Raw genomic sequence first — 17,486 nt, forward strand, 5'->3', positions numbered from 1 at the left:
ATCGGCTTTAAACAGGGGGGATTTCAAGGGATCAGCCGCGGATATCCCGGATGACGAAAACGATCCCAATGATTTCGCCAAAGCCCTTGGCGCGGAGGAGCCGGGCATTGATCAGGGCGGGGATTCGTTCCCCCATCGGGTCCTTCAGCTCGGCTTCAAACCTTTCGATCAGCAGTTTTTTGTGGGCGACCTCGTCATAGAGCCGCTCATAATCCGCCGGGTTTTTAAACAAAGTTGAAATAACGTGGCAGGTATTTTCGCCGGAAGTATGGAGCAGTTTTTTCGCTTCTTCATTCATGAAAATAACACAGCCGTCGATATCGGTTACCACCAGCGCGTCCGGCATAGTCTCAATAATTACGTCGGCCGCCAAGGCCGGGGAGATGGCAAAAAGACTATAGGAGCGCATGGCGATGAAAATAAAAAAGTTCATTACCGCCAGGTCAAAAACCAACGTGGGGAAACCCAACCGGTAGCCAAGGACCAACGGCAAGATAAAGTCGGTGACCAGACCGACCAGGAAGGGGACGATCGAGCCGATCGCGATCAAAATCGCTTGGGACCTTTCGGTCTTTTGCGGAGTAACCTGGGAATACCAGAGCAATAAGCCTACCCCCCAGCAGCAATAAATGATCGATTCGATCGCGAAGAGCCAATATAACGGCGCCGGCTGGCTGACGATCCCGATATTTTGGATCTCATAGCGTTGGTACATCGAATTGGTGAAAAGGAACAATAGCCCCAGGACCGAAGGGGGAAGATAAAGCCAGAGATAGTTGTAAGCTGATTGAAGAAAACTATCTTTTTTTGTATAAAGAAGAACAAAATGAGTGAAAAGCGGGAAAATGAAGACCCAAAGAAGGGCACTGATCCGATTAATATCCCGGGCGATCTCTAAAGTGAAGGCGATCCGATAAGAATAGGTTAAGATCGCGCAGAGAAAAGCGGTCAAAGCGAAAAAAGAAAAAAAACGGGCCAAATGGTTCTCGTAATGGCGGGTCCAGATCTCAAAGGCGAGCAATAAGATGAAGAGGGACGCGGCCAATTCAAAATAAGGGAAGAACATTGCCATAGCTGGTGAATTATAGTATAATCCTCACGACATGACAAGACCTTACAAAAAGATCCTCCTCAAACTCTCCGGTGAAATTTTCGGCGGCGAACAAAAGTACGGAATTGACCTCAAGGTCTTGCACACGGTTGCCAAAGAGGTCAAACTAGTCAGAGAAGCGGGGGTTGGGGTCGCCGTCGTTGTTGGCGGCGGGAATATTTTCCGCGGGGTGGCGGGAGCGGTTAACGGGATCGACCGGGCGACCGGCGACTACATGGGGATGCTGGCCACGGTCATTAATTCGCTGGCGATCCAGGACGCCCTGGAAAAACAAGGGGTTAATTGCCGGGTCCAGACCGCCATCGATATGCGCTCCGTCGCCGAACCTTTTATCCGGCGGAGAGCGATCCGCCACATGGAAAAGGGGCGGGTGGTGGTGCTGGCGGCTGGAACAGGGAACCCTTATTTTTCAACCGATACGACTGCCGCGTTAAGGGCGGCCGAGCTCGATGTCGACGTTATTATCAAAGCGACCAAAGTTGACGGCGTCTACGACAAAGATCCGCTGAAACATAAGGACGCGAAAAAATTCAGCCGGATTACCCATATGGAAGTTATTCAGAAGCGGTTGGGCGTATTGGACTCAACCGCCGTCTCGCTCTGCATGGACAATAAGATCCCGATCCTGGTCCTCGACCTGCTCAAGCCGGGGAACATTAGACAAGCCGTCCTGGGGAAAAAAGTCGGGACGATCATCGAAGCCGAATAAGGGGGACAAAATGGATATCGTAAAAAGCCATGAAATAGGAATGCAAAAAGCGATCGAGATTTTGAAGAAAAACTTCTCCGGCATCAGGACCGGCCGGGCCAATCCGGCGCTGCTCGACAACCTTCACGTAGAATACTATGGGTCCAGCGTGCCGCTGAAGCAGGTCGCCTCGGTGGCCGCTCCGGAAGCCCGGCTCCTTCAGATCACCGCCTACGATAAAACGGCGGTCGTTGGGATCGAAAAAGCGATTCAGGCCTCGGACCTCGGGTTGACGCCGAAGACCGAGGGCGGAGTGATCCGCTTGGTTCTGCCGGAGCTTTCCGAACAGCGCCGCAAAGATCTCACTAAAGTGATCAAGAAAGAGACGGAAGACGCCAAGGTCGTGGTCCGCAACATCAGACGCGACGCGATGGAAGAGCTAAAAAAACAGAAGGCCGATAAGGTTATTACCGAAGACCAGCAATCCCTGTTCGATAAAAAGGTTCAGGAATTGACCGACAAATATTGCGCCGAAGCCGACCACCTGGCCGCCGCCAAAGAAAAGGAAGTTCTTTCCATTTAACAGCCGCCAGGAGCAGGGGCGATCTCCCTTGGTCCTGGGCGCTGGGCCAAACCCGGTAGCCTGAATACCGACATGGAAAAAAACATCCCAAGACACGTCGCCATCATTATGGACGGCAATGGCCGTTGGGCGAAAAAGCGCGGCTTGCCGAGAATCGCCGGCCACAAAGAAGGGGCGGAATCGCTCCGCGCCGTTTTGCGCGCGGCAAACGAGCTCGGGGTCGAGTATCTGACCGTCTACGCTTTTTCCACGGAAAACTGGGGGCGGCCGAAAGAGGAAATCGATTTTTTGATGGGACTGCTTTCGATGACGATCGATCGGGAACTGGGCGAACTGGCTAAAAACGGGGTCAAGGTCCAATTCCTTGGCCGGCTGGCGAAGTTTTCTCCCGATCTTCAGAAGAAGATGCGCCTGGCAATGGAGAAAACCGCCGCCGGGAGCAAAAGCACTTTGAGCATCATGGTCAACTACGGCGGACGGGCCGAGATCGTCGACGCGGTTAACCGCTTGATTGCCGAGGGGAAGAAAGAGATCGACGAAGCCGACCTTCAGGCCAAGCTGTATACCAGCGAGATGCCGGACCCCGACCTGCTGATCAGGACCGCTTCCGAGATGCGGATCTCTAATTTTCTACTCTGGCAAATAGCCTACGCGGAACTTTATGTAACGGATCTCTTCTGGCCGGAATTCAGGGCGAAACAATTTAATCAAGCGATCGAGGCCTACCAGAAAAGGGAAAGGCGATTCGGTAAACTATGAAGCTCCGGGCACTGACCATCGCGATCGGCATGCCGATCGTTTTAGGCTGCATTTATTATGGGAACCTCCCGTTCCTTTTGATGATCTTGGCTCTGGCGATCTTCTCGATCAATGAGTTTTACAACCTGATGATGAAGAAAGGGTTTTTCCCCGCTTATTATGTCGGCAATATTATTACGATATTTTTTATCACTTTTTCTTATTACTCTTTGAAAAGAAGCTGGGAGCCGGCCCATTCGGCCATCCTAACAATTGCGGTGGCGATAACCCTAATATCAGGGATTTTCCTGAAGCGGGAAAAGGACACGATTGTTGACGTAGCCGTAACCGTTTTAGGAATGATTTATATCGGTTGGTTTTTCAGCTATCTTATTTTTATCCGCAGTTTGACCGATCATGGCGGCTATCTTTTTTTCCTGGTCTTTACGGTCTGGGCGATGGACTCGGCCGCTTACCTGGCCGGGAGAGCCTTCGGACACACTCCGCTGGCCCCTTCGATCTCCCCCAAAAAGACCTGGGAAGGAGCGATTGCCGGGTTTGTCGTTTGCTTGCTGGCCGCCGGGATTTTCAGCCAAACGGCGCAAATTGACTTGTGGCACGCGCTGATCCTTGGGGTTTTGATCGGGATTGCCGGCCAATTTTCCGACTTGATTGAGTCGCTGATCAAGCGGGATGCTGGGGTCAAAGATTCGTCAAATATCGTTCCCGGTCATGGCGGGGTGCTGGACCGGATCGATTCATTTGTCCTGACCGCCCCCTTGATGTATTATTACGTGGTCTGGATATTATTGAGGTAATTAATGCATAAGCTGCAGCGCACGACCGAACATCTTATCAAGATCGCCCTTATTGAAGATATTGGCGATGGCGACATTACGACCAAAGCGGTCATTCCGGCCGATAGGCGGGTAACGGCCCGGATCACCGCCAAGGAGGCCGGGATCATTGCCGGCTTGGAAATAGCCCGGGAGGTTTTCCGCCAGATAGACCGCCGGGTCAGGCTAACTCAAAAGGTCAAAGATGGGGCTTCGGTTAAAAAAGGGACGGTAATCGCGACTCTGAAAGGGCCGGCGCGGGCGATCCTGACCGGCGAACGGACCGCCTTAAATTTCCTTCAGCATTTATCCGGGATCGCGACCTTAACCGGTGAATACGTTGAGAAAATTAGGGGGACCGGAGCGATCCTGCTGGACACCAGAAAGACCACGCCTGGCTGGCGGGCGATCGAAAAGTATGCCGTTAAACTGGGCGGGGGAGAGAACCATCGGCTTGGTCTTTATGATGAGGTCTTGATCAAGGACAATCATATTAAGATCAACAAAACGATCGAAAAAGCGGTCGATGCCGCCAAGATCTACCTGGGACGAAAGCCGGTCGAAGTCGAAGCCGGTACGCTAGCGGAAGTTAGGCGTGCCATAGAAGCCGGGGCCGACCGGGCACTCTTGGACAATCTGACACTTACAGCGCTAAAAGCCGGAGCGTTAATGTGTAAAAAAGCCCGGGTTGTTTCCGAGGCCTCCGGTGGGATTACCATCAAGAACATCAGGGCGGTCGCTAAGACCGGGGTTGATTACATTTCGGTCGGCGCTTTGACCCACTCCGCCCGCGCTTTGGATATAAATTTAAAGATAGGATAGCCAAATAGTTCCACGTGGAACATTTATGACGCAAAAATACATATTAAAATCCATATATGAGGCTGGCCGGCCCAATTTTAAGATAGATTATGCCAAGGAGCTGACCGAAGAGCAGCTGCCGATCGTCACCGCCCCGGGCGGGCCGATGCTGGTCATTGCCGGGGCCGGTTCCGGCAAGACCAGAACGATTACCTATCGGGTCGCGTACCTGGTTGAATCTGGAATTCCGCTTGATCGGATCCTGCTGGTCACCTTTACCAATAAAGCGGCCAGAGAAATGGTTTCCCGGGTAGAGAACCTGCTGCGGCAAGACATCAAAGATCTTTGCGGGGGGACCTTCCATCACGTTGGCAATTTGTTGCTGCGCCGTTACGCTAAGTTGATCGGCTATGAACAGAATTTTACGATCCTCGACCGGGCCGATTCCAAAGACCTGATCGATAATTCCATCGCCGATTGCAGTATTGATACGAAAGCAAAACGGTTTCCTAAAGGGGACAGCCTGGCCGCTCTTTTCGGCCTGGCGGTCAACACCGGGCGGAGCATTGTGGATGTGATCGCCTATAATTACGCCCAATTCGAGCCGCAGGCGGAAGAGATCGAAGCTGTTTTTAAAATGTACAACCAGCACAAAAGAAAAAGCAACCTGATGGATTTCGACGACCTGCTTTTTAACTGGTGGAAGCTGCTGGCGGAGAATGAAGATGTCGCCCGGCGCTATTCAAGTAAATTTCTCCACATCCTAGTCGATGAGTATCAAGATACCAATCACCTCCAGGCCAAGATCATGGATATTTTAGCCAGAGAACACCGGAACATCATGGTTGTGGGCGACGATAGCCAGTCGATCTACAGCTTCCGCGGCGCGCACTTTAAAAACATCATTAACTTCCCCAAAGTTTATCCGGACGCCGGCCTCTATAAGCTGGAGGTCAATCATCGTTCCACTCCGGAAATCTTGATGGTCGCCAACGCCTCGATCAGCCTGGCGAAGGAGAAGTTCGACAAACGCTTAAGATCAAAAAGGCCGAGCGGGCAAAAGCCGGCGGTCGTGCCGTTGGTCAATGTTTTTTCCCAGGCTTCGTTCATTGCCCAGCGAATGCTGGAGCTGCGCGATGAGGGTTCGTCCCTGAATGAAATGGCGATCCTCTACCGTTCGCACTACCAGTCGATGGAGATCCAGATGGAGCTGACCAAACGGGGAATTCCGTTCGAGGTCCGTTCCGGGATCCGGTTTTTTGAAGAAGCGCACATCAAAGACGTTTTGGCCTTTTTGAAGATCTTCCATAATCCCAAAGATGAGATCTCCTGGACCAGGATTTTAAAGCTTTTGCCGAAAGTCGGACCGCGGACCGCGGAAAAGATCTTCCAGCATATTAACCAGACGATCGACGCGGTCGCGGCCATTACCTCGGAGCAGGTCGTCGGGCTGGTCCCGGCGGCCGCCCAGCGCGACTTCCGCGTTTTTCAGCAGACGTTGCGCGACCTGCTGGACAAGATCGATTCGCCGGCGGAAATGGTGAAGATCATCGCCGGTTCTAATTACGCCGAATACATCAAAGCGCAATACGCCAATTTTCGGGAGAGATTGGAGGACCTGGAACAGCTTGGCAGTTACGCCACGCAATTTAAATCGCTGGAAGATTTGTTGAGCTCGCTGGCTCTTGTTTCCGGGATCGAAGCGGAAACAGTCGTTGACGGCGGCGAACCGGAAAAAGAGGCCTGCGTTCTGTCCTCGATCCATCAGGCCAAAGGGCTGGAATGGAAGATCGTTTTCGTCGCCTGGCTGGCCGACGGCCGCTTTCCGTCGTATCTTTCCTTTAATAAAGAAGAAGAGATGGAAGAAGAGCGCCGCTTGTTCTATGTTGCCGTGACCAGGGCGAAGGACGAGCTATATCTGACCTACCCCTTGGTTTATTCCGGCTATGAAGGGGAAGTGATCCTGAAGGAGTCGCGCTTTCTGGAAGAGATCCCGGAAAACTATTATGAAAAGTGGGCGGTGGAAGAGGAGAAGCGTTCCTCCTGGCCGAGCGGGACCAAGTGGGAAGACAAGGGGAGCGAAGAAGACGAAGCCATCGACTTAAGTCAATACCGCGAAGTCAAGGTTCAAAAAAACAACCGCGACAATTTTGAAGCGGTCGATATTTCAGAGCTGCTGGGTTAATTCCGGAAACCGACCATCAAGATCAACCCGCTATGCCGCGCCCCAGTCCCGTTCCTTAACAAGCCCAGTCCCGCCTCAACAAAGCCTTCTCCTCCCAAAAGCGCGGCGTCCGCTCCGGCAAACAATTCTCCGCCAAACGAACCGGCCGTGCGTCCGGTCGTCAAAATCGTGAAATTGAGGCCGGCCCCGGAATAGTAATGAAGGCCGGGCTCATAGGGCTGATTAAAGCGATAGACCCCGTCAACGCAAACAACCAAATTTCTCCGGGTAAGATTGTCGCTGTCATTCCCCCAAGCGTAAGCCAGCGCCAGCCGGCCGCTGGTCGAGTTGATGTTCAACGGCTCAAAGAACCTGGCTTCGAGCCTGAACGCGCTGATGCCGGCCAGGTAGCCGGCCGAGAGACCGAGCTGCGGGTTGCGCGGCATAAAGACTTCGCGCCGGACTTTCTGCAAAGTTTCGATCCGGGGGGGCGGTGGCGGCGCGGGCGGAACGTCAACCGGCCGGGGCGGGCCGGCGATCATTTTTAACGGCGGCGGCGGCGGGATCCGCAGGAGGGCGTCGATCTCATTCTGATAAGCGTTCATTTTAGCGACGAGCGGGCCCCGCTGGCTCCGGCGAACCCGCTTGACCTGGCCGGAGAGGCGCTTGATTTCTTTACGGAGATATTCCAGCCGCGCTTTTTTTTCTTTCAGCGAAACGCTTTCGGGCTGTTTGACCAAGGGGGGAAGCGCGACTTCGGCGTAAAGTACCGAGGCCAGGACGATCACGAATAAAGCGGCAATTAGTTTGCGCATCACGATTTAGGATAAAAGAAAAAGAGCCGGGTGTCAATCGCTAACAATTCTTATATAATAACCATGGGCTATGGAAAAATATTATCAATCGCCGGAATTCAGCCAGCTAACCGAAAAGTTCCCTTTTCTTCGGCATGCCAAAGAGGAGCCAGCCGGGTTATTGGGCCGGAGCTATTGTGTCATTGACATTGAAACGACCGGCCTGGAATATCAGAAGAGTGAAATCATAGAATTGGCGGCGGCGCGGATCGAGGGGGGCAAAACGACCGAAAGCTATAACGTCTTAATCAATACCCATCAGCTTTTGCCCGACCTGATCGTCAACCTGACCGGGATTTCGCAGGAGTTGCATGACGCCGGGATTGAGAAACGGGCCGCGCTTGAAGGCTTCTTTCAATTTGTTAAGACCGATCCGCTGGTTGTTCATAATGTTGAATTTGACGTCCCTTTTATCAATCACCACGCGCAACTGCTTTTTATCCCGCACTTGGCCAACCCCCTCTTGTGCACGTTGAAACTGTCGAGAAAACTGATCCCCGGCCTCTATTCCTACAAGCTCTCAAAGGTCGCGGAGCATTTTCGCATTCCGACCCCGGTCCTCCACCGGGCGGCCGCCGATGTCGAAATTACCGGGGCGATTTGGCTAAAGTTGCTTGGCTTGCTTGAGCCGAAAGGGCTCCAGACAGTGGAAGCGGTCGAGAAATTCTGGAAAAGTTGAGCGCCCCGCGGGCAAAAGAAGAGGGGAAATGCTATTATATTAAGGATGAAGATTCCCTTGTTCTCAATACTATTGGCGGCAATAGTGATTATTTCCGGCTGCGGCGATTCGACCGTTAATAACGGCGCGATCTCGAGCCTGACTATTTCACCGACCGGTGGGACGGTGAGGATCGGAAGCAGCCTTACTTTTACGGTCACCGGAAATTTTACTGATGGCACCACCGTGGCGGTGATCCCTTCTTGGGCGTTAACTAATAATCTTGGGACGATCACCGCTGTTGGCTATACCGGATTGTTTAATCCGACCGCGACCGGAACGGAAATCATTACGGCCTCGTATAGCGGGCAAGCCGTCTCGGCGACGGTCATAATCTCCGAGGCCCTGCCGCCGACCAGTGAACTGGCCGCGATCGAAATTTCTCCGAATAGCCAGACCGTCAGGATTAATGCGCTTATTACTTTTAATGCTTATGGGACGACCTCTTCCGGCGAAGGATTGGCTTTTTCGCCCGTCTGGAGTCTTACGGGTGATTCAATCGGAACCTTAACGGCGAACGGAACGATTGCTACCCTGGAAGCGAAAAGCCAGGGGACGGCGGTCGTGCATTGTACTTCAGGAGAGATCGACGGGATCGCGAACGTGACCGTTTCCGGCTATGCCGTGGAGATCACGGCCGAATCAGACTCGTATGTTGACTCCTCTTTGCCAACGGCTTCATACGAAAGCGTCGCTTCTCTTAAGGGAGGGTTGCTGACTCCGCCGGGGACCAACTATGAAGCCTATTTCCACTTTTCCTTAGCTTCGCTTCCCAGCAACATTACCATCCAGTCGGCGACTATAAAAACATATGCGGTGACGGTGGGGACGCCGGCGCTCCAGACTTATTTATTGAGCGGCGCTTTTTCAAGCGATACCACTTGGAATACCAAGCCGTCCGTCGGGACCTTCCTCCTTTCCTCGACCTTCACGGCCAGTCAATACAATTCGCTAAGCAGTGACGCTATTCTGACCGCGGTTAAAAGCTGGTATTCAACCCCCGCGACCAATTACGGGATCGCGATCAAACAAGATGGTTCGGAAAATGGAGTCGTCTCGATCTTGAGCCGGGAAAACGGGGCTAACCCGCCGGTATTGAGCGTTGAGTATACGAATAATTAAAGTAAGCCAATTAACGCTCCGGGTAACGTAAAATCAGGAGTCGTCCCGCACAATACATGAAATTAATAATTGTTTTTATTGATAATCAGATATGGGCCAATCATATTTAAGCAGGGTTCGGCAAGGAATTGAAATATGCAGAAGATTAAGCCCGTTTCATCTTCCAAAAGTTCCTTTATCCAAAGCTAACCGTATCCATTTGGGGATGCTACAAGCTTGTGATTATTTTGGTTTGCCATTTAGGCCATTGGGGACTAGTTTATTAGAAAAAAGAGCAGAAATATTTTTAAGCGCCGAAAACTATCGGGGGATAACTAATTATGAAAGCCTTACACATAAAGCCCGCTTCATGGGCAATGCAAATTATTATCTCGCGCGCTTATTGATATTTCGAGGGATGAGAGACGATCTCCCTCCCCAAAAAATTGCATCTACTGATCCAGAATATGCCAATTATAAATGTATTGGTGGCAATATAATGACATTAAGAGATTATTTAAGCGCACTGGTTGTTGATAAAATAATTATAGGGGCAGAAAGGGTGAGCCAAGTTGAAAACTTCTTGACTTGGCGGCCAGACTATACAAGATCTATTACAAGAGCAGAAATCGAGATGATCAACCAAATGCTTGATCTCGCAATTAGCTGGCTAAGTCCCTTAACAAATAGTACTGAAGTTCAGCGATATTTTGAACTGATCAGTCGGCATAGATTAAGTACTTCGGCGGATAAAAAATAGCCCCACGGGGAATCGAACCCCGGTTCTTAGCTTGAAAAGCTAGTGTCCTAACCCCTAGACGATGGGGCCACAAGCCGCCCGCGGCGGAAAACACCCAACTTGTAGCGTGGATGTATTAATTATAACAGAAGACGCCATTCGGGTTCAAGCCTCTCCCCGCCCGCGCTTGGAATGGAGCGGAGAGAGGCTCTTAATTACCCCAAAATAGCTTTTAAATCAGCTTCGGCGGTCGTGACCGGCATCAGATTGTAATTATCAACCAGAACCTTGAGCACGTTAGGTGAGACAAACTCCGGCAAGGTCGGCCCAAGCCGGATGTTTTTGAGACCAAGATGAAGCAGCGACAACAAAATGACTACCGCTTTTTGTTCGTACCAAGAGAGAATGAGGGAGAGGGGGAGTTCGTTCAGCCCGACATTGAAGGCCTTGGCCAACGCCGCCGCGATCCGAATGGCGGAATAAGCGTCATTGCACTGCCCGATGTCGAGCAGACGGGGAATTCCCTCGATCTCGCCGAACTCTAGTTTATTAAAGCGGTACTTACCGCAGGCCAGGGTCAGGATAATCGTATCCTTCGGTGTCTTCTCCGCTAATTCGGTATAATAGTTCCGGCCTGACTTCGCGCCATCACAGCCGCCAATCAGAAAGAAATGTCTGATCTTCCCGCCTTTAACCAGCTCGATCACTTTATCCGCGACCCCCAGGACCGCGTCGTGGCCGAAGCCGACCAGGATCTCTTTGCCCGGCTGATCTTCTTTAAAGCCTCCCAGGGAGAGGGCCTTGGCGATAACCGGAGCGTACTCGCCATGTTTGACATGCCTAACACCGGGGAAGGCGACCAGCCCGGTAGTGAAAATGTTCTCCCGATATTTATCGGTCGGTCGCTGGATGCAGTTGGTCGTCATCAGGATCGCTCCCGGGAAAGCAGCGAACTCCTTCTGCTGATCTTGCCAGGCGCCGCCATAGTTGCCGGCCAGGTGGGGGTATTTATTGAGGCCGGGATACCCGTGGGCCGGGAGCATTTCTCCGTGAGTATAAACATTGACCCCTTTCCCCGCGGTTTGCTTTAATAATTCTTCCAGATCGAGCAAGTCGTGCCCGCTGACCAGGATTGCCGGACCTTTTTTTACGCCGGTCGCTACTTTCGTCGGCCCAGGACGGCCAAAATGTTCGATGTGGCCTTGGTTTAGAAGTTCCATCGCCCGAATATTGACCTCGCCGCATTTTAAATTAAGCGCGATCAGTTCGTTGGCTGTTTTCTCTTCCAACAAGGAGGCTAACGCTTCGCGAATAAAGGTGAAAACGGCCGGGTCCTTTTTGCCTAAGAGCGCGGCATGGTCGACATAAGCGGCCATTCCTTTGAGGCCGAGGGTCAGGAGCTGTTTAAGAGAAAGAAGGTCGGGATCGCTGGCCAGCGCGTTAGCGCCAAATTGTTTGGCGTTATTGAGCATTTCTGCCAGTGAGGCTCCGGCTTTGAATCCCCCGGAAAGAGCTTCCCCCTCCCTGATCAGCTCGACCAGCCGATCGGCATCAAAATCGACATTGGTTACGGTTGAAAAAAGAGCCCGGACTAAATAATCATCCAGCTTGTCGCTGATCTTGGCATGTTTGGCCAAAAACTTTGTTTCCTGCAGCAGCAGATCCTGAAGTGCCGACACTTCCGGGTTTTTACCGCAAACACCCTGAACCTGGCAGCCACCCTTAGCTCTTTGTTCACATTGATTGCAATACATATTTTTCTCCTCCTTAAAATATTTATCTAGCGGGCAACCGAGGCCGACGAAGCCGGCCCAGGGGGACCAGCTGTCTGGCGGAATAATAATCGCTTTTTCCGATAAACTCCAGCAATTGATCGTTATAATTAATTTTTGTTATTGAGAAAAGGGCCAAAACCCCGTCGGCTTTCAAAACCTCTCTGTCGACGCAAGGACGGCGTTCAAACTGGTCGGACTGCATATTTTTTCCTCCCTTTTTATTTTATTGATCCGTCAAGACCGATGACGACCTTGCGAATATTGATCTGATGACCGGAGAGCTCAACCGCTTTTTTTACAAGCGTATAAAGACCGGAACAGCACGGGACCTCCATGATCGCTACGGTTAACGAATAGATCGTGTTGTTCTTGAGAAGCTCGGCCAGCTTTTCCGCGTAGCCGCCGGTCTCGTCCAATTTGGGACAGGCGATGACCAGTTTCTTACCTTTTAAGAGGGAGGAGTGAAAGCTTCCCAGCGAAAAGGCGGTACAGTCGGCTGCCACCAACAGGTCCGCTTCGTTAAAATAGGGAGCGTGCGGCGAGATTAATTTTAACTGGACCGGCCAGCTCGATAATTCGGACGCCGACCCGCTCGAAGTCGGCGTTTCCGAACGGACAAGCTCTTTGGCCATAGTTCCCGGACAGCCGCACACATGCTGGAAAGTTTGCCCCGCGCTGTAGGGGACGCTTTCTTTCTTGACGACTTTTAGCGCGCCCGTTGAGCAGACGTCCAAACAGGCGCCGAGCCCGTCACAGTAAATTTCCCTGACCAGGACCGCTTTCCCCTCGGCGTCAAGGGCCAGGGCCCCTTCAGCGCAGGCGGTCGTACAATTTCCGCAACCGTTGCACTTTTCGCGATCGATCTCAATGATATCTCTTAAAGCCATTTGTTTCCCTCCTTTCCCGGCATGATAGCCTAAGAGAAAACATAGGTCTTTGACTTGAGTCAAAAGGTGGGTATAATTAACCCAGATGAAAAGAACCACCTGCTTTCTTCTTACCTTGATGGTCCTGGGGCTTGTGGCCGGAGCGGAGCCGTACAGTATTAAGACCGGCCAGGCCAGAGCGATCCTTCTTTCGCCGACGGAAACCGCGATCGAACTGAAGATCAGTCAGCCGACTATGCCGCTGACCGTTATTGAAATACCGCCGGGGAAAGAACCGGTTTATGAGATCGAGTGGGAAATAAAAGACGATTCCCGGACCGCCGGCTTCCCGCTCAAAGTCACCGGCGAACTGAAGAACTACGATTTTTCTCGCTGGGCCCTAACGAACGAAGGGACGGAAAGCGTAGCCGTCGGCAACGATTCCGGTTGGAATAAATATGATGAAATCGGGACTTGGTATCTTCGCCCGCCGGTCCAGCCGATTGTTCGTCTGACCTGCTTGCTCTCCGCCCGGACAAAAATGAAGGCCGGGGCTGAAGCCGGTTCCTTTTATGCCGCGCTGCCGATCCCGGAGAGCAATCCGCGCTCACAACAAATCAAGCTCTCGGCCGCTCGGTGGATCGCTGGCCGCCTGGAACGGGGAATTATTTTTAATTCGTTGGGACAGCTTTGGCGAAAAACGATCAAGAGTGAGCCCTTGCCAGCGAATAATGATCAGTTATTAAATTCATTCCGGTTGATCTCTTCCTTTTCGACCGTTCAGGATTTTGCCTCCGGTAACGGTTATCCATTTTTAGGGGTCGTTGGCCTCGATTTCTTGGCCTCGCCGTTGCTTGAGCCGGGCGGCGCGATCACCGAAGCCTATGTCTGGGGGAAATGGGGAGAAAAATCGTTGAGCGGCACGATCTCCGGCTGGCCCGCGACCTTGGCCAATTCGGCAATCCAGCAGCTATTAGTGACAGAAGGGGGCGGCCTGGATGCCCAATTGCTGGCGGCCGGGGACGCCTGTCGGGATGAGGCCCAGGAAGCGATCAGAATAATGTATGCCCAGCCGACCGACCCGGGGAACGGCTGGCTGGAAAAGCTTCTGGCCGAGCGGGCCAAGCTTAAGGAAACGGCGGAGAAGGCGGCGGCGACGCTGGTTAAAATAAAGGCCGCCCCGAATGGTTTTTCAGAAAATGACCGGCTATGCCTCACCGCTTTGATCGAAACGATCCAGCATCTGGCGGAAGCGGAAGCGGCGGTTTTGGATAAAGCGCTGGCCAGCAATTAACGTCTTTTCCTTGACAGCCCTTCGCTCAATAATGTAAACTAATAATCCGTTTCAATTAAAGGGAGGAAAAAATATGGAAAAGAGTTATTTATTCACTTCGGAATCAGTCACGGAAGGCCATCCTGATAAGATCTGCGATCAAATCTCCGACGGCATTTTGGACGGCATCCTGGCTAAGGATCCGGTCGGTCGGGTTGCGGTTGAAACCCTGGTGACGAACGGCTTGTGCGTCGTCGCCGGCGAAGTGACCACCGGTTGCTATGTCGATATCCCGCAAATTGTTAGGGAGACCATTAAAGAGATCGGTTATACCGACGCCAAGTTTGGCTTCGATTGGGAAACCAGCGGCGTTTTGGTTTCGATCAAGGAGCAGAGCAAAGATATCGCCCGGGGCGTTGATACCGCGCTGGAGATCCGCGGCGGCGAAGTGGTCAAAGAGGACCTGGAATCGATCGGGGCCGGCGACCAGGGACTGATGTTTGGCTTTGCCTGCGACGAAACGGCCGAACTGATGCCGATGCCGATCGTCCTTTCCCATAAATTGAGCAAAAGATTGGCCGAAGTTCGCAAGAACGGCGAAATGCCTTATCTGCGGCCAGATGGTAAATCGCAGGTCACGATCGAATATAAAGATGACAAACCGTTCCGTATCCACACCGTTTTGATCGCCGCCCAGCATTCTCCGGACGTTGAGACCAAAAAATTGGAAAAGGATGTTATGGAGAAGGTTATTGCCCCGGTCTTGCCGAAGAATATGATTGACGCGAAAACCAAGTATTATATTAACCCGACCGGGCGTTTCGTGATCGGCGGCCCGCAGGGCGATTCCGGCGTGACCGGCCGCAAGATCATCGTTGATACTTACGGCGGTTATTCCCGGCACGGCGGTGGCGCGTTCAGCGGCAAAGATCCAACTAAAGTCGACCGTTCCGGCGCCTACGCGGCCCGCTGGGTCGCCAAAAACATCGTCGCGGCCGGCTTGGCCAAAAAGTGCGAGGTTCAGTTGGCTTACGCCATCGGGATCGCCCACCCGCTTTCGATCATGGTCGATACTTTCGGGACCGGCACGATCTCCGACAACAATATTGCCAAGCTGGTTGACGAAGTTTTCGATCTCCGACCGGGTTTGATCATCAAAAATCTCGATCTCCGCCGGCCAATCTATAAACAAGTTGCCGCTTACGGGCACTTTGGCCGCAACGATCTCGATCTGCCGTGGGAAAAGACCAACAAGGTTGAAGAACTTAAGAAAAAAGCCTCGGTTTTGGCCAAGAAATAATGGGGCTGTCAATCGGGATAGTCGGCTTGCCGAATGTTGGTAAGTCGACCCTTTTTAACGCCCTTTCCCGGGCCAAGGCCCAAGCCTCTAACTATCCCTTTTGTACCATTGACCCGAATATCGGGGTCGTTGAGGTCCCAGACCCCAGAGTTGAGACCCTGGTTAAGTTGTTTGACTCGAAAAAGATCGTTCCCGCGATCATCGAATTTTACGATATCGCCGGTTTGGTTAAAGGGGCCCACAAAGGGGAAGGGTTGGGCAATAAATTCCTCGCTCATATCCGCGAAGTTGACGCCATCGCCCACGTCGTCCGCTGTTTTTCCGCCGAAGATGTCGTCCACGTCGAAGGGGCGGTCAATCCCAAGCGCGATGTCGAAATAATCGAAGCCGAATTGATCCTGGCCGACCTGGCCACGATCGAAAAAAGGTTTGAATCGATCCGTAAAGCGATCAAAAGCGGCGATAAAGACATTCTGCGGACCCTTCACCTGCTGGAAAAGATCAAAGAAGTGTTGGACAAGGGCCAGCCAGCCAGAACTTTGGCCGCTACCATGAGTTCGGACGACCTAAAACTGTTGCGCGACTTTTCACTGATCACGCTTAAGCCGGTATTATACGTCGCCAACGTTGATGAGGACGGCAGTCCGGAACAATTAAAAGAAGTGGAGAAGATTGCCGGCGAGCAAGGGGCGAAAGTTGTGAAAATCTGTTCCAAATTGGAGGCCGAGATTGCCGAATTACCCCCGGAAGAAGCTAAGGGGTTGAGGGAGGGGATGGGGATCCAGGAATCGGCCCTGGCCCAGTTGATCCGCTCGAGCTACGCTTTGCTGAATTTAATCACTTTCTTTACCGCGGGAGAAAAAGAAACCCATGCCTGGACGATTCAGAAGGGGGCCAAGGCTCCCCAGGCGGCCGGGAAGATCCATTCCGACATGGAAAGAGGGTTTATCGCCGCCGAAGTGATCCATTTTCAGGACATGATCAGCAGCGCTTCATACGCGAAAGCCCGGGAAAAGGGCGTTTTGCACACCGAAGGTAAGGACTATGTGGTTGAAGACGGCGATATAATCGTCATCCGCTTTAACGTGTAAGTTGTCTTTTTACTTCATTTATGCTACAATATTAACTCGCTAACGCGAAATAACTATATTTTTAATTGGAGGTTATTGCATTGAAGGCATATGAATTGATTCTGATCATGGACCCGATCTTAGGCGAAGAGAAAATCGGTCAAATTATCGATAAAGTCAGCGAAAAAATTAAAGCTTTAAAGGGCGAGGTTGACAGTGTTGAAAAATGGGGCGTTCGCCGGTTAAACGCGGTTTTCCAAAAAGCCAAGCGGCAAGCCAACGGTTTTTACGTCTTGATCAGATTAAAAGGGCCTTCGAACCTCCCGGCCGAAGTTAAGGCCTTGTTGAAAGTCTCCGAAAATGTGACCCGCTATTTTTTAACCAACGCTTTTGTGCAAACCGAAGCGCCGGTTGAGAAGAAAGAGATTGCCGGAACGCCGCTCGAAGCGGTAAATGTCGGCGAGATCAAGGGGCAGGCGGTTGGCGAATCTAAATAGGATAATTTTAATCGGCAGATTGGCGGCCGAGCCCGATAGCCGGGTCACGGTCAATGGTTTGCCGGTGACCAAGTTCAAGTTGGCGGTCGCTCAATCCTTCGGCAATAACGCCGTGGATTATATCGACGTTATTGCCTGGCGGAAATTGGCGGAAGAAAGCAAAGATCATCTGAAAAACGGCCAGTTGATTCTGGTCGAAGGCCGGATCCAGAATCGTTCTTTTGAAGGGCAAAACGGACAGCGGCAATATGTGACCGAGGTGGTTGCCCGCAGTATTGTTCCTTTTGATCTGGCGGCGAAAGCGCCGGTTGCTAATGTTGCCGAGGAAGAATTGGCCGATCTCGAATCAGCCGAGGATCTCCCCTTTTAAAC

General features: G+C 52.0%; 19 protein-coding genes and 1 tRNA gene. 14 read left to right on the plus strand and 6 right to left on the minus strand.

What is annotated here, in order from left to right; all coding sequences use genetic code 11:
* Window positions 1-31: 31 nt before the first annotated feature.
* On the minus strand, window positions 32-1,072 hold the full coding sequence (locus tag WC772_04905; protein MFA6170091.1) for a histidine kinase N-terminal 7TM domain-containing protein: 1,041 nt from the start codon (window positions 1,070-1,072) through the stop codon (window positions 32-34).
* 31 nt (window positions 1,073-1,103) lie between these two features.
* On the opposite strand from WC772_04905, the gene pyrH reads away from it, so the two are divergent.
* From pyrH to WC772_04935, 6 genes are all read left to right on the plus strand, one after another.
* Window positions 1,104-1,820 (plus strand): UMP kinase, encoded by a 717-nt coding sequence (gene pyrH, locus WC772_04910; protein MFA6170092.1) that lies wholly within the window; start codon window positions 1,104-1,106, stop codon window positions 1,818-1,820.
* A gap of 10 nt (window positions 1,821-1,830) precedes the next feature.
* Complete coding sequence (frr, locus tag WC772_04915) at window positions 1,831-2,382, plus strand: ribosome recycling factor (GenBank protein MFA6170093.1); 552 nt, start codon at window positions 1,831-1,833, stop codon at window positions 2,380-2,382.
* Between the two features lie 72 nt (window positions 2,383-2,454).
* Complete coding sequence (gene uppS / locus WC772_04920; GenBank protein MFA6170094.1) at window positions 2,455-3,141, plus strand: polyprenyl diphosphate synthase; 687 nt, start codon at window positions 2,455-2,457, stop codon at window positions 3,139-3,141.
* Window positions 3,138-3,938, plus strand: a complete 801-nt coding sequence (locus WC772_04925; GenBank protein MFA6170095.1) for a phosphatidate cytidylyltransferase — start codon at window positions 3,138-3,140, stop codon at window positions 3,936-3,938. Before uppS ends, WC772_04925 begins: the two co-directional genes overlap by 4 nt.
* A 3-nt stretch (window positions 3,939-3,941) precedes the next feature.
* Window positions 3,942-4,778, plus strand: coding sequence for a carboxylating nicotinate-nucleotide diphosphorylase (gene nadC / locus WC772_04930; GenBank protein MFA6170096.1), 837 nt, complete (start codon window positions 3,942-3,944; stop codon window positions 4,776-4,778).
* A gap of 25 nt (window positions 4,779-4,803) precedes the next feature.
* Entirely contained in the window at window positions 4,804-6,942 is a 2,139-nt protein-coding gene (locus WC772_04935; protein ID MFA6170097.1) for an ATP-dependent helicase, read from the plus strand.
* On the opposite strand, the gene WC772_04940 is transcribed toward WC772_04935, so the two are convergent.
* Window positions 6,939-7,736, minus strand: coding sequence for a hypothetical protein (locus WC772_04940; GenBank protein ID MFA6170098.1), 798 nt, complete (start codon window positions 7,734-7,736; stop codon window positions 6,939-6,941). The two genes, WC772_04935 and WC772_04940, sit on opposite strands and share 4 nt — an antisense overlap.
* Window positions 7,737-7,806: 70 nt before the next feature.
* Between WC772_04940 and WC772_04945 the strand changes: the two genes are divergently transcribed.
* The 3 genes from WC772_04945 to WC772_04955 all read left to right on the plus strand — a co-directional run bounded on the left by WC772_04945 (window position 7,807) and on the right by WC772_04955 (window position 10,354).
* A complete protein-coding gene (locus WC772_04945) occupies window positions 7,807-8,454 on the plus strand; it encodes a 3'-5' exonuclease (protein MFA6170099.1) in 648 nt (215 codons plus the stop codon).
* A gap of 57 nt (window positions 8,455-8,511) precedes the next feature.
* Window positions 8,512-9,615: a DNRLRE domain-containing protein gene (locus WC772_04950; protein MFA6170100.1), complete on the plus strand. Its 1,104-nt coding sequence runs from the start codon at window positions 8,512-8,514 to the stop codon at window positions 9,613-9,615.
* A 91-nt stretch (window positions 9,616-9,706) separates the two neighbouring features.
* Window positions 9,707-10,354 carry a hypothetical protein gene (locus WC772_04955; protein ID MFA6170101.1) on the plus strand — a complete coding sequence of 216 codons (648 nt, stop codon included), beginning with the start codon at window positions 9,707-9,709 and terminating at the stop codon, window positions 10,352-10,354.
* Here the strand turns inward: WC772_04955 and WC772_04960 are convergent.
* The 4 genes from WC772_04960 to WC772_04975 form a co-directional block, all read right to left on the minus strand.
* A tRNA-Glu gene (locus WC772_04960) sits at window positions 10,352-10,423 on the minus strand. The two genes, WC772_04955 and WC772_04960, sit on opposite strands and share 3 nt — an antisense overlap.
* A 125-nt stretch (window positions 10,424-10,548) precedes the next feature.
* Window positions 10,549-12,087, minus strand: coding sequence for a hydroxylamine reductase (gene hcp, locus WC772_04965; protein MFA6170102.1), 1,539 nt, complete (start codon window positions 12,085-12,087; stop codon window positions 10,549-10,551).
* Window positions 12,088-12,109: 22 nt separating this feature from the next.
* The gene (locus tag WC772_04970) at window positions 12,110-12,310 is read right to left on the minus strand and encodes a hypothetical protein (GenBank protein ID MFA6170103.1); all 201 of its coding nucleotides are present in this window, start codon (window positions 12,308-12,310) and stop codon (window positions 12,110-12,112) included.
* A 16-nt stretch (window positions 12,311-12,326) separates the two neighbouring features.
* Window positions 12,327-12,995 carry a 4Fe-4S dicluster domain-containing protein gene (locus tag WC772_04975; protein MFA6170104.1) on the minus strand — a complete coding sequence of 223 codons (669 nt, stop codon included), beginning with the start codon at window positions 12,993-12,995 and terminating at the stop codon, window positions 12,327-12,329.
* 85 nt (window positions 12,996-13,080) lie between these two features.
* Here WC772_04975 and WC772_04980 point away from each other — a divergent pair, with 85 nt between their 5' ends.
* The 5 genes from WC772_04980 (at window position 13,081) to WC772_05000 (ending at window position 17,484) form a co-directional block, all read left to right on the plus strand.
* The gene (locus WC772_04980) at window positions 13,081-14,268 is read left to right on the plus strand and encodes a hypothetical protein (GenBank protein MFA6170105.1); all 1,188 of its coding nucleotides are present in this window, start codon (window positions 13,081-13,083) and stop codon (window positions 14,266-14,268) included.
* A gap of 73 nt (window positions 14,269-14,341) precedes the next feature.
* Entirely contained in the window at window positions 14,342-15,547 is a 1,206-nt protein-coding gene (metK, locus tag WC772_04985) for a methionine adenosyltransferase (protein ID MFA6170106.1), read from the plus strand.
* Window positions 15,547-16,638, plus strand: coding sequence for a redox-regulated ATPase YchF (gene ychF, locus WC772_04990; protein ID MFA6170107.1), 1,092 nt, complete (start codon window positions 15,547-15,549; stop codon window positions 16,636-16,638). The genes metK and ychF overlap by 1 nt, the downstream gene beginning before the upstream one ends.
* An 80-nt stretch (window positions 16,639-16,718) precedes the next feature.
* Window positions 16,719-17,114, plus strand: a complete 396-nt coding sequence (rpsF, locus tag WC772_04995) for a 30S ribosomal protein S6 (GenBank protein MFA6170108.1) — start codon at window positions 16,719-16,721, stop codon at window positions 17,112-17,114.
* Window positions 17,098-17,484 (plus strand): single-stranded DNA-binding protein, encoded by a 387-nt coding sequence (locus WC772_05000; GenBank protein MFA6170109.1) that lies wholly within the window; start codon window positions 17,098-17,100, stop codon window positions 17,482-17,484. The genes rpsF and WC772_05000 overlap by 17 nt, the downstream gene beginning before the upstream one ends.
* The last annotated feature ends 2 nt before the right edge of the window (window positions 17,485-17,486 follow it).

The sequence above is a fragment of the Candidatus Margulisiibacteriota bacterium genome, assembly GCA_041661965.1.
Lineage (GTDB): Bacteria > Margulisbacteria > WOR-1 > O2-12-FULL-45-9 > XYB2-FULL-48-7 > XYB2-FULL-45-9.